Annotated in this window: 6 protein-coding genes; 2 read left to right on the top strand and 4 right to left on the bottom strand. The window is 65.3% G+C overall.

Features of this window, described 5'->3' with window-relative positions:
• Positions 1–39: 39 nt before the first annotated feature.
• The 4 genes from DX905_RS06310 to DX905_RS06295 are packed head-to-tail and all read right to left on the bottom strand — an operon-like array spanning position 40 to position 10,726.
• Positions 40–858: an ABC transporter permease gene (locus DX905_RS06310; RefSeq protein ID WP_116090591.1), complete on the bottom strand. Its 819-nt coding sequence runs from the start codon at positions 856–858 to the stop codon at positions 40–42.
• Positions 855–2,039 (bottom strand): glycosyltransferase family 4 protein, encoded by a 1,185-nt coding sequence (locus DX905_RS06305; protein ID WP_240320745.1) that lies wholly within the window; start codon positions 2,037–2,039, stop codon positions 855–857. Before DX905_RS06305 ends, DX905_RS06310 begins: the two co-directional genes overlap by 4 nt.
• A complete protein-coding gene (locus DX905_RS06300; RefSeq protein WP_116090590.1) occupies positions 2,036–3,382 on the bottom strand; it encodes an aminotransferase class I/II-fold pyridoxal phosphate-dependent enzyme in 1,347 nt (448 codons plus the stop codon). The genes DX905_RS06305 and DX905_RS06300 overlap by 4 nt, the downstream gene beginning before the upstream one ends.
• Positions 3,383–3,415: 33 nt before the next feature.
• Positions 3,416–10,726: a type I polyketide synthase gene (locus tag DX905_RS06295; RefSeq protein WP_162875490.1), complete on the bottom strand. Its 7,311-nt coding sequence runs from the start codon at positions 10,724–10,726 to the stop codon at positions 3,416–3,418.
• A 284-nt stretch (positions 10,727–11,010) separates the two neighbouring features.
• Here DX905_RS06295 and DX905_RS06290 point away from each other — a divergent pair, with 284 nt between their 5' ends.
• Together DX905_RS06290 and DX905_RS06285 are read left to right on the top strand one after the other, a co-directional pair.
• A complete protein-coding gene (locus tag DX905_RS06290; protein WP_240320744.1) occupies positions 11,011–12,288 on the top strand; it encodes a capsule biosynthesis protein in 1,278 nt (425 codons plus the stop codon).
• Positions 12,285–13,064 carry an SDR family NAD(P)-dependent oxidoreductase gene (locus tag DX905_RS06285; protein ID WP_116090587.1) on the top strand — a complete coding sequence of 260 codons (780 nt, stop codon included), beginning with the start codon at positions 12,285–12,287 and terminating at the stop codon, positions 13,062–13,064. The genes DX905_RS06290 and DX905_RS06285 overlap by 4 nt, the downstream gene beginning before the upstream one ends.
• The last annotated feature ends 8 nt before the right edge of the window (positions 13,065–13,072 follow it).

Here is a 13,072-nt window from a genome sequence, read left to right as displayed (position 1 = left end):
ATCCGCTGACCGGGCACATCCCGCCGCCGATGGCGCCAGTCACGAGAGATGAATCTTTTCGCGCATCATGCGCAGGAGCACCATCCCCATCCAAGTCTGAAGAAGGCAGAAGGCTGAGACATAGCCGTAGAAGGCGTAATCGTCGTTGGCCGATTCGAACCAGCCATATCGTACCGTCTCGAAGATGGTGGTGGTCGGCAGCCACTCCGCCCATTCGCGAATGCCCGACGGCAGCCAGCCTACCATGTAGAAGGCACCCGACAGGCCAGTCATGAAGTAGGTATAGGGATGAACAAGCCGTCCGAGCGTGCGCCGCTCATAGGTGATGGCGGTGATGACCAGGGCTTGGCCGACGCAGAACCACCACATCAGCGCCCAGCCGAGGAAAAGATAGAGTGGCCGGGCAGGCGGATCGGCCAGGCCGCTGAATACCATCAGGGTCATCAGGACCGCAAAAACTGAGAACACCGACGCAAACTCGAGCAGGGCACGCGAGAAGACGATGTCGAGCACCGTCACCGAACGGTGGTAAAGCAGCGGGGCGTTGGCTTCGAGCGCACCTTCGGCACGGCTGACGATACCACGGAACAGGATGAAGGTGGTGTAGCCGATTACGCCGAACGGCAATGGCTTGATATCCGCCCCATAAACGGCGTGACCGGTCTCGTAATGCATCAGGCCGATGACCGTGGCGAGCATCATTGGCTCGAGGAACATCCACAGATAGCCGACATTCTCGCGGCCGTAGCGGGTATGGAGTTCGCGCAGGATCAGCGCGCCAAGCACACGCATTTGCGCGCGGAGCGCTGTCAGGAAAGAGCCGCGCGGCGCGGGCGCGTCTGCTGAAACGACGTTCATCGTTCGAGCTTATGCAACAAGTCCAGCACGATGGCGATATGCTGCGGCCATGTCGGTGCATGCCAATTGCCGAGTCTGTCGATCTGCGCGCGGCGCTCGGCCGAGTCTGTGGCGGTGAGATCGTCGATCGCCCGTTGCCAGCCCGGGCCATCGAGCGGATCGAGAAACAAGGGCACGTCGCCACCCGCCTCCCGCAGCGCGGGCAAATCGCTGCACACTACGGGCACGCCAAGCGCGAGCGCCTCCGCAACCGGCATGCCATAGCCTTCCGCGAAGGACGGGAGCAGCAACCCGCGCGCCGCCGCAATCCGGCCCTGAACTTCCCGGTCCGGCAGACCGGCATGCTCCTCAACGCAATCGGCTAACACCGGGCAGCGCTCGAGCATGTCGACGACCTGCTCATTTTCCCAACCACGCCGCCCGACCAGTACCAGCTTCGGCACCGCATGCGCCCCGCGCCGTTCGGCCATGGCACGCCAGAGGTGGAGGAGCAGCAGGTGATTCTTGCGCGGTTCGATCGTCCCAACGCAGATGAAATAGGGACGGTCGGAGGCCGGTTCGAAGGTAGGTTGCGCGAATTCGGCGCCGAGATAAGCCACCGCCGTGCGCGGGTTGCGCCCCGCGCGGTCGAGCGTCGGCTGAAGCGCGTCGAGGGTCGCCTGGGAATTGGCGATCACACCGTCGGACAAAGCTGCGACGGTCGCCATGCGCCGCTCGTGCAACGCCGCGCCTCCGGGACGGGCATATTCAGGGAACTGGATCGGAATGAGATCGTGCACCAGGCAGACTAGCCGCGCATTCTCGCGCTTGAGAATGGCGCGCATCAGCGCGGGCCTGATCAGATTGTTGGGCGATGGCTGCAGGTAAATGCTCTTCGCGCTGGCCTTGGCGAGGCGCGGGCGCAGCGACAGCAAGGCCTTTGCCGCGAATAGCCGCAACGATGCCTGGCCGAGGCCTTCGTCCCGCCACCGTTGCTCGGTGACGTCCAGGAAGCGCCTCACGGCCTTGGTCGGCAGCCTTCCGTACATTCCGCTGGGATGAACCGCGGCAAAGCGCAGCCGATCGGGAACCTCGGCCAGCAATCCTCGCGCATAGGCCATCTCGACCCGATCGACCCCCGTGGGCGTGGGGTGCAGCACGCGCGACAGCAGGCGCGTGATATCGAGTATGATCTCGCTCACTCGGCCGCTAGTCTGTTCGCCAATGCACCGAGGTCGATCCGCTCGGCCCGGACCTCGGCCAGCACGCGCGCGACCGCGGCGGCAACGCGCTCAAGCTGCTCGACCTCATGAAGCGACGACAGGAAGAAGCGCAGGCGGGCTGCCTGTTCGGGCACGGCCGGATAGATGATCGGCTGAACGTTGATGCCGAGGTCGAACAGCCGATCGGCCGCGCGCGCCGCCACAATCGAGCTGCCTGTCATGATCGGCACAATCGCCGCGCCGATGGATGGGCCGGTATCGAGGCCGCGACTGCGAGCGGCATCAAGGAAATGCTTGGCATTGGCCTGAAGCTTGGTCACTCGCCCCGGCTCGGCCCGCATGATCTCCAGGCTGGCAAGCGCGGCGGCGGCAACCGGCGGCGGCAAACCGACCGAATAAACGAAACCGGGGGCGCTGTTCTTGAGATAATCGATCAGCTCGGCCGATGCGGCGATGTAGCCGCCGCAGCCGGACAGGGTCTTGCTGAGCGTGCCCATCCAGATGTCGACGTCGCCGGGATCGACGCCTGCGCGCTCGGCAATACCGTGGCCGCGTTGTCCGAGCACCCCAAGCGAATGCGCCTCATCCACCATCAGGTGCGCGCCATAGGCTTTGGCGATGGCCACCAGCCTGGGGAGATCGGGCACGTCCCCGTCCATGCTGTAATGACCCTCGACCACAATCAAGGCGCGTGCCGCCTTGTCGCGCGACGCGCCGAGCAAACGCTCCAGCTCATTCATGTCGTTATGTGGAAAGGCGATGCGTTGCGCGCCGCTCGCCAATGCGCCCTGGACGATACTGTTGTGGCTCAACGAATCATGCAGGATCAGGTCGTCGCGTCCGACGAGATGGCCGATCACCGTGACGTTGGTCGCATGCCCCGACACCAGGACGATCGCGTCCTCGGTCTCGTAGACCTCCGCCAGCGCCTGCTCGAATGCACGGTGGATGGGCCGTTCGCCCGACACGATCCGGCTGGCTGATACCGAGGTACCGTAAAGATCGATCGCGTCCTTTGCCGCCTGGTTGACGCGGGGATCGCCGTTTAGGCCAAGATAATTGTAAGAGACGAAATTGTCGTAACTCTTGCCGTCGATGACGGTGTGCGCGCCGGCAACGCCCTCGTGCGGTCGGAAATAGGGGTTGCGGATGGCCAGGGCCTCCCCCGCACGCTTGACCATGTTGAGGTCTGCGACGACCTCGGGCCGTCCCAAGGATGGCTTGACGCGGGCGCGCTCTTCCTGCTGCGCCGGGGCACGGTTCGAAAGACGCGCGAGCAGCTTCGCCTTGGCATCGCCGCTGAGACCAAATTTATCACTCATCGGAACGAGCGGTGGCACGGCCCTAAGGCAGGATCAAGGCGAGGTAGCGGCAGCGGCGGCAAAAGTGGGCTCGCTTGGGCTCTGTGCGCCGTCGGCTGGTCCTTCGATCATGGCCCCCTCGTGCCGTGCGAGGCGCTCCGCCATCTGCGCACGTTCGTCCTCCGGCGCCTCGGTGCTGCCCAGCCCGCGCGCGATGCGGCCGGCCATCGCCGTCAGCGTGGCGCCTTCCGACAGAGCCAGCAGCGGGATTGAAATGCCAAAGCGCTGCTCGACAGCGAGTCGCAGCTCGACCGCCATCAAACTATCCATGCCAAGCTCGGCCAATGCACGCTGCGGTTCGACGCGATCCGCCGCCAATTTCATGATTCGCGCGACTTCATCGACGAGCAGGACGGTGATGCGCTCGCGTGCTTCCTCGGGCGAACATTCGGCCAACAAAGCCTTGAGATCGACCTCGGCTGCTTCATCGGCCGTGCCGCCAGTCATCTCGGCAAAGAGCGGGGTGGCCATGAGCGGTAATTGCCGGCGGAGCGAGCCCCACCTGATCGTTGCCATGCCGATCACCGGCGCCCCGGTTGCCAGCATTGCCGGCAAAGTGTCGAGCGCCTCGGCGGCAGTCAGGTGCGCGCTTCCCAATTGTCGCGACAGCATCTCGCTCACCTGCGTCTCGCGTGCCAGATAGCCGGCATCGCCGATCGGGCCCCATTGTACCGCCAACGCCGGCAAGCCTTCAGCGTGACGTCGTTCGGCTACCGCCTCGATCGCGGCATTGGCCGCGACGTAATTGCCCTGCCCGGGGTTGCCGAAGGCCGTTGTCACGGACGAGAAGAGCAGGAACAGATCGAGTTGATCGCCGCGCGTGAGCCGATCGAGCGCCTCTGCGCCGGCGAGCTTGGGGCGTAAGGCGCGGGCGAAACGGTCTGCGTCAAGCGCACCGAGCAGCGCATCATCCATCGCAACCGCCGCATGGACGATGCCACCCAGGGGAGCCTGGTCGCCGCGAATCTCCGCCAGAACGTCCCCCAGCACCGCCTCGTCCGCGATGTCGGCGGCATAGGCGCGGGCGTCGACGCCTGCCGCAGCAAATTCGGCAAGCACCGCGTCGCCACCCGGCGTCGCCGGCCCGCGCCGGCTGACCAGCGCGAGATGTTTTGCTCCGTTGCGTACCAGCCAGCGCGCGGCTTCCAGCCCGAAGCCGTCAAGGCCGCCGCTGACAAGATAAGTATGGTCGTCGCGCGCGTGGAACGGCTTCGGCGCCGGCACGACGCGGGGTAGCGTCGTGCCCGGCGTAAGCACGATCTTGCCGATATGCCCGGAGCTCTGCATCAGCCGGAACGCATCCTCCGCATCGGCAAAATCGAACGTCCGGTGCGGCAGAGGCCGCAATGCGCCTTCGGCGAATAGGCTCGTGATTTCTTGGAACAGAGCTGCGGCAAGTTTTGGCCGGCGCAGGGGCAGCTGGTCGGCATCGATCCCATAATAAGTGACATTGTGGCGGAACGGACGCAGGCCGACGCTGCTATTTTCGTAGAAATCGCGCTTGCCAAGTTCAAGGAAGCGCCCGAACGGTTTCACCAACGCCAGGCTGCGGCGCATGGCCTCGCCTGCGAGTGAGTTGAGCACGACATCGACCCCTGCGCCGTCGGTCAATCGCATCACGTCATCGGCGAAGGAAAGCGAGCGGCTGTCGAGCACCGCCTCGACGCCAAGGCTTCTCAGCAATGCCCGCTTGGCCGGCGAGCCCGCGGTGGCGAAGATGCGGGCGCCGCGATGGCGGGCATATTGGATCGCCGCCAGGCCGACACCCCCGGCGCCGCCATGGATTAAGATCGTCTCACCCGGCTCAAGCTGCGCGAGCTGGCCGAGTGCATAGACGGTAGTGAGGAAGGCAACCGGCACCGTTGCCGCCGCCGCAAAGCTCATTCCTGCCGGCATCGGCATGACGGCGTGGGCCGCCGTCACCGTTTCGGTGGATAGCGAGGCAGGCGCGAACGCCATGACCCGGTCGCCCGGCGCAAAATTGTCGACACCTGCACCGACGGCGGTAATCGTGCCGGCACATTCGAGCCCCATTGTCGGGCCGGCAAAACCATCGAGCAGTGCCTCGTCGGGCAGCAGTCCCATGGCCCACATGACGTCACGGAAGTTCAGGCCAGCGGCTTCGATCCGCAGCGCGATTTCGCCCTCGCGCGGCGCGACGGGCGCGGCCTCGGCCCAGCCGAGCGAATCGAGCAATCCGGGTCGGTCGATCGCAAGCCGCAGCGCCGTTGGGGAGGATTCCTTGCCCGGCGGCAGACCGCGACGGACACGCGGAACCTGGCGGCCCTGTGTGGTCCAGACAATCTCCTGCTCGCCATCGGGCCGCAGTATCTCGATCGCCGCATGCTCGGCCGCCCGTTCCAGCGACAAGCCTGGTTCGAGCTGGACCAGCCGGGCGCCGACGTGCGGTGCTTCATTGGCGAGTACGCGGCGCAACGCCGCCAGCGCCGCCGCGCCGATTCCGTGGTCGCGCGTGATCAGCGTGATCTCGTGTTGCAGGTCGGCCGGCAAGGTCGAAAGTTGCGCGACCTGGGCCAGCGCTGCCGGTAGCGCGTCATCGGCGTCGATGATGATCGCGACGCGGCCGATACGTTCATCGCCCCGGTCAGTCAGCGCGCCATGCCCGGTCAACGCCCTGTCGATCGCCGTAGCTAGCTCGCTGTGCGGGCCTGCGATCCGGATTTCGGTCTCGACGGCAACAGGCTGGCCAGCCGAGCGTCCCCGCGCCGAAACCAACTCGACCGGCCACAAAGCGCTCGCCAGCGGCTGCGAGGCTGGTTCGGCAAAGCCGGCGGCTTCGAGCAGCGTTCGCCAGCGCGCGGTGTCCGCCAGCGGCGCCGCATCGGGGCGGAGCAACTGCCATAAGCGGCTCGGCGCGGGCTCTGCCAGCAGCAAAGCGCCGCCCGGAGCAAGCGCTGCCTGAAGAGCATCGAGTTCGCGTCCTCCCCAGCCCCCCAGCGCAAAGCTGTGTAGGCCGACGATGACATCGAACGGCGGCTCATCGAGCGTCTCGCCAGGCGTCCAGGCGATTGCCCGCACAGCAGGCAGGCCCTGCAGCGCCTGGCTCAGCGCAGGCAGATCTTCGCCATCGCCCGCAGCCACCAAAGATGCATTATGACCCAACCGGCGCAGCAGCATTCGCGTGGATCCGCCACGCCGAGCGCCGACCTGGAGAATACGAACGGGCTTGTCATTGGCCCCCGTCACCGTCGCCAGCGCTTCTGCCAATCCCTGCGCCGCGGCTTCGCCGGCCGGCGAAGCTTCTAATATCTGCTCCCACAAAGCTGCGGGTATAACTGGTGCTCGGCCCGGCCCTTCGGTCAGCACGGCCGGGAGCGTCTCGGCCGCCAATGCGAGCATGGCGATTTCGGCGACGGCACGCGGCTGGTCGAACAGAAGGGTCCGAAGGATCGCATCGGACGAGGGCAGATCCTCGTCGGTGAAACTCCACGAGCCATCGTCGGCTTGAGTCGCCACCCCGTCGGCAGCCAGCCAACGCAGCAGGCGGTCAAGAATGGGGCGGCTGGCGGTTGCAATGGCGCCGTCGCGAAGGAGGGCCTGGGGGACCAATCGATCCCCCGCGGCCAGCGCACGGAGCGCTTCGACCGTCGCCGACGTCGCGAACGCATCGGCCAGCAGGCGGCTTTCCGCCGCTGCCGTATCGGCCCCGCTTTTAAAAAGGTTTAGCGACGGGAGCCCCGCCACGGCCGAGGCGCTGCCGGCCGGATCGGCACTCGCCACATGAGCGAGATGGAAGAATTGCTCGTCGGCCGTTGCCTTGCGGCCAAGCGTTACGCGCACGAACCAGCAATCGAGCAGGTCTGCGACGGCATCCCCGGCTGCATCGATCAATACGATGTCTGCGCGAACCGAGCGCGGGCCAACGCGGGTCACCTTGAGCAAGGCCGCTGCCGGCGACGCGCCGTTGGCCTTGCGCAGCCTGACCCGTCCGAACCGCCACGGCAGCACGCCCGTCTCGCTGCCGAGCCGATCGGCGGCGAGCGCCAGCAGTGCCTGCAGCGCCCCGTCCACGACGTTGGGCGGCAGCAGGAAACCGCTGCCGATGTCGGCCGCGGCATCCAGCCGGGCAATCGCCTGCTCGCCGGCGAACACGTCGATTGCGGAGACGACCTGGAAGGTAGGCCCGTATTCAAGCCCCATTTTCGAAGCGAGACTATAGAGGGCGGGTGCACCCACCTGAGCGATCGGCTTGCCCTGGGGGGGCGTTGCCGCCGCATCGTCCGCATCGGCAGCCGCGATGCGGCCAGACATGTGGACGGTCCACGGCTCCTCCGAAAGGCGCGGCCGCGACGCGATGGTGAAATCGCCCGCTGCCGATCCGACGCGGAAGCGCACTTCGCGCATGACTTCGGGCTCGATCACCAAGGCCCGTCCGATCTCGACATCCAGCAGGTCGAGCGCAGGCGCGCCTCCATGACGCGCGCGCGCCGCACCGAGCGCCATCTCGATCAGCGCCGCCGCCGGGAGGACCGCCGCGCCGCCGACCGCGTGGTCCGCCAGCCAAGGCTGGGTTTCGAGGCTGAGATGCCGGCTCCATTCGACCGGCTCATCCCCCGTGCGAACCCCCAGCAGAGGATGCTCGAACGGAAGGGTGACGCGGTCGGTTGCTTCCTCGGTACGCGTTACCCAGAACCGCTCCCGCTGGAAGGGATAGGTCGGAAGCCCGCGGACAATAGCGGGTCCGGAAAAGGCGATGCTGTCGCGTATATCGCCACCTGCGGCGTGGATCCGTGCGGCCAGCCCCGCTATAGGATCGCCCTTGCTGGTCCGGCGTGACAGGCTGGGCAGCACGCGGCCTTCCTTGTCGGCGCTGCGCAACGCGTCGTTCAGGTAAGCCTGTACCACCGCATGCGGCCCGATCTCGACGAAGATACGAACGCCGTCCGCAACCATCGCTCGCGCCGCGTCCGCGAACAGCACGGGCTCACGCACATTGTGCCACCAGTAGCCGGCGTCGAGCGCCGCGCCGTCCAGCGGACCGCCGGTCACGGTCGAATAAAAAGCGGTGCTGGTCTGCGTCGGCGCAAGCCCGGAGAGGTCGGACGCCAGGCGGGGGGCGATCGGATCCATTGCCGCCGAGTGAAAGGCATAATCCAGATCGAGGCGCGTGAAACGCCAGCCCTTTTCCTGGGCCTGGCTTTCGAGAGCGGCAATACCGTCGATCGTGCCGGCGACCGTAGTTGCCTGGCTGCTGTTGCGGGCCGCAACCTCGACCGACGAGCCGGCGAGGGTGGCGGCCACCGCGTCGCCGTCCATGCCCAGAACCGCCATCGCGCCGACGCCATGCTGCGCCTGCTGGCTGCGGCTGCGCACCGCGATCACGCGCGACGCCTGATCCAGGCCGAGCGCACCGCTTGCCCACGCCGCCGCGACTTCGCCGACGCTATGACCCATGCAGGCATCCGGCTCCACGCCCTGCTCGCGCAAGGCGAGAACCAGCGCGACCTGGACCGCGAACAGCAGCGGCTGCGCGATATCTGTATTGCGCAGAGCATCCGCGTCCGGCGTCTCCAGGTGCTGGGCGACTGACCAGCCGAGATGGGGCGTCAGTGCCTTGTCGACCTTGGCCAATCCCTCGCGGAACGACGCGCTACCCGCGACTGCATCCGCGGCCATTCCGGCCCACTGGCTGCCATTGCCGGAGAAGACGAAGGCGATCTTGCCAGCCACCGCCGTGTTGGTCGCTGCCGACGCGGTCGGCTTGCCTTCGATGAATGAATCGAGCGCCTGAAGCAGCGCGGCCTGAGAATCCGCCGGAATGGCCAACCGGTTTTTGTGCTGCGTGCGCTTGAGCGCGAGGCCACGGATCAGGCTCGGCAGAATTTCGGCTGAGGCTCCGGCGATGCGCGCGCGCCAGGATCCTGCAAGGGCGCGCAACGCACCGTCCGAACGTGCCGACAGCAGCAACGGCGGCAACGCCTCAACCGGCTCCGTGTGCAAAGATGGCTGCGGGTCCGGCGCCTCGAGCACAGCATGCGCGTTGGTGCCCCCGAAGCCGAATGAATTGACGCCGACCAGGTAGGGCCTCGGCCCCTTTTTCACCGGCACAGCCTCCGGCGCGAGCGAAAGGTTGAGTTCCCCGAAAGGAATATTGGGATTGGGCGTTTGGCAATGGAGCGAGGGGGGGATGGTGCCGCGCTCGGCGACGAGCATGGCCTTCAACAGGCCCGCCATGCCGCTGCCGGCTTCAAGATGGCCGATGTTCGTCTTGATCGATCCGATCGTCAGCGGCGTTGGCCGGCGACTGCCCAATATCTCTCCGAGCGCGCCGGCCTCAATCGGATCGCCCGCCGGCGTGCCGGTGCCGTGCGCCTCGACATAGGCAAGATCGACAGGATCTAATCCGAAACGGTTATAAACCTGATCGAGCAGGGCGGCCTGGGCCTCACGATTTGGGAGGGACAGGCCGGTAGTACGCCCGTCTGAATTGACGCCGGTGCCGCGGATGACGGCGCGGATAGGATCGCCCGCCGCCAATGCCTGGCCGAGCGGCTTGAGGATGACGATGCCGCCGCCCTCGGCACGCACATAGCCGTCGGCGCGGGCGTCGAAGGCATGGCAGCGGCCCTTTGGACTCAGCATCGAGGCGGCGCAAAAGCCAACGTAAGACTGGGGCGCGAGCAGCAGGCTGACGCCGCCGACCATCGCCATGCCGATCTGGCCTCCCCGGATGGCCTCACACGCCTGGTGCAGTGCAACCAAGGAAGAGGAACAGGCGGTGTCGACGGTGAAGCTCGGGCCGCGCAAGTCGAACGCATAAGAAATGCGGTTCGAAAGCGAGCATAAGGTGACGCCGATCATCGAATAAGCGTCAGTGGTCGAGGGATCTCCAACGTTGAGGTTCAGATAGTCCCATGACGATCCGCCAATGAAAACGCCGACCGGTTCGCCTGCAAGCCGCGCCGCGTCCAGGCCGGCATCCTCGATTGCCTCATAAGCGAGTTCCAGCAGCAGTCGCTGCTGCGGATCCATCTGCGTCGCTTCTCGTGGTGAGATGCCGAAGAAGGCCGGATCGAACTGGCTGACATCGCCAAGCACGCCGGCAGCAAAGGTATAAGCCTTACCGCGCTGACCCTTGTCGGGATGGTATAGTTGCGCCTTGTTCCAACGGTCGTCGGGAATCTCACCCACCGCGTCCGTCCCCGCGAGCAACATCGTCCACAGGGATTCGACGTCGCTCGCACCAGGCAAACGGCACGACGCGCCAACGATTGCGATCGGCTCGGCCGCGGCGCCAGTTGCGCCTGCGCCGGACATGTCGAACTCGTAACGCGATCTGTTCAAACGAAACTCCGGCGCGCCCGAAGCCTGTCAGGGCGCGCTTAAGGGCTATAGCGGAGCGACGCGGAGGGACAAGGCAAAGCGCCGCCAATCCTGCCGCCATGCGTTTGCAATGCAACATTTACTGGCGCATGGGCATATTCCTATCACGGTTCGGGAACGGTTGAACCGTGCGCGCCGTTCGGTAGTTGAGCGATCGACCAGTTGTATCGAACGCAACAGGGGTGCAAAGGAGCGGGGCCGCTTGGGCGCGCCGCGCCACAGGGTCGGATGGTCAGGTGAGGCGCGTGGCGAACAAAGAATTCCTTTTTCTTCAGGGTTTGGCAGGACCATTCTTCTCACGATTGGGTGAGGCGCTCGCGGCAGCGGGCAATGGCGTCCACCGCGTCAACTTCAACGGCGGCGACAAATTATATTGGCAGCTTCCTGGTGCGATCGACTATCGCGGGACGCTCGACAAATGGCCGCGCTTTCTTGCCAAGATACTCGCGCGCCGCAACATTACCGACATTCTGCTCTTTGGCGATTGCCGGCCGCTACACAGTGTCGCGATTGCGGTGGCGGGTAAGGTGGGCGTCAAGGTTCACGTATTTGAGGAAGGTTATGTCCGTCCCGATTTCGTGACGCTGGAGGCAGGCGGCGTCAACGGCCATTCGCGCCTTTCCCGCTCGCCCGAATATTATCTGGAAGCCGCTCGCGCTTTGCCGCCCGTGCCCGATTTTCCGCCGGTGCCGTCTTCGTTCAACCGCCGCGCGAAGGAAGACCTTGCATACAATATCGCTTCGCTCGTGATGGCCCCCTTATTCCCGGGTTATCGCACGCACCGGCCCTGGCACATCCTCACCGAATATACAGGTTGGGCGCTGCGATTGCTGCGTCGCCCGGCCGAGCGTCGCCGTTCTGCTGCGACGCTGGATCGGCTCCGTGCCGACGGCCGGCCTTATTTCGTTTTCCCGCTGCAGCTGGATTGCGACTATCAAATTCGGGTCCATTCCAACTTCGTGGGAGTGCAGGACGCGATCGAAACCGTGCTCGGCTCCTTCGCCAAGAATGCGCCAGCCAACAGCTTGCTGGTGGTAAAGGGTCATCCCCTCGATAACGGTCTGGTCGATTGGGAAAAGCGAACGCTTGCGGTAGCTGCCAAGCTGGGCCTGTCAGACCGCCTGCTATTCCTTGAATCGGTCGATATCGACTCGCTGGTCTGCAAGGCAATCGGTTTGGTGACGGTCAACAGCACGACCGGCACTCTCTCACTGCGCTGCGGCGTGCCGACGATCGTGCTGGGCGATGCGGTTTATGACATGCCACGCATTACGCACCAGAATGGTCTCGATTCTTTCTGGGTGAAGCCGGTCCCGCCGGAATTGCCAGTCTACGAGGCGTTTCGCCGCGTCCTGATCGATCGCTGCTTGATCCATGGCGGATACTTCAGCGACGAGGGATTATCCATGCTGGTTAAAGGTGCGCTCAAGCGCCTTGAGTCGGTAGAACCTAAAACGTCGGTGGTGCGGATGCCCGCGCCTGTCCGCGTGCCGGCGGTGGCGCCCCTCGCCGCGCGGGGGTGAAGCGCATCTCTGCAATATTGATCACCGGCGCGTCGAGCGGTCTCGGTGCCGGGCTCGCTAAAAATTATGCTGCCCCGGGTGTCTATCTGGTGCTTACCGCGCGTGACGCTGTGCGACTTGAAGCCACAGCCATGGCCTGTCGCGCCTTGGGCGCCACGGTCGTCACCGGCTTGTTTGATGTACGCGAAGCTGAACCCTTTGGCACGTGGCTGATCGAACGCGACCTCGAAAGGCCTCTTGATCTCGTTATCGCCGCGGCAGGCGTCTCGGCCGGTACGGGCGAGGGTGACCGCCCGGAGGGCATCGAGCTTGCTGCAATGCAGGTCCAGGCCAACCTGCTCGGTACAATCCACACGGTCGAACCGCTGCTGCCGCGAATGATCGCGCGCAAGGCTGGCCATGTGGCGGTGATCGCCTCGACCGCGGCGCTACGCGGGCTGCCCTACAGCCCTGCCTACAGCGCCAGCAAGGCGGGCATACGCGCTTATGGTGAGGGCCTGCGCGCGCTATTGGGTCCACAAGGGGTGATGGTAACGGTTGTCGTCCCTGGATTTTTCGATACGCCAATGACGGATCGATGGAAGGGGCCGACTCCGTTCATGCTCAGTCTCGACAAGATGGTGGCTGCGGTCCGCAAAGGGCTCGATGCGCGAAGGGCGCGCATCATTGTCCCGCGCCTGCTTGCGCTTGGATCTCAGGCTGCTGATCTGATGCCGGCGGCCATCGGCGACCGTATCATGCGCGGCTTTCGTTTTCGCATCGAACCGGGGCGTTAGACCGGCTC

Source organism: Sphingomonas crusticola (assembly GCF_003391115.1).
Classification (GTDB): domain Bacteria; phylum Pseudomonadota; class Alphaproteobacteria; order Sphingomonadales; family Sphingomonadaceae; genus Sphingomonas_I; species Sphingomonas_I crusticola.
This window is presented reverse-complemented; position numbering and strand designations above follow the sequence as displayed.

Excerpts from the sequence above, each read along its gene's own strand:
- DX905_RS06310 (WP_116090591.1), bottom strand. The coding sequence starts at position 858 with ATGAACGTCGTTTCAGCAGACGCGCCCGCGCCGCGCGGCTCTTTCCTG.
- DX905_RS06300 (WP_116090590.1), bottom strand. The coding sequence starts at position 3,382 with ATGAGTGATAAATTTGGTCTCAGCGGCGATGCCAAGGCGAAGCTGCTC.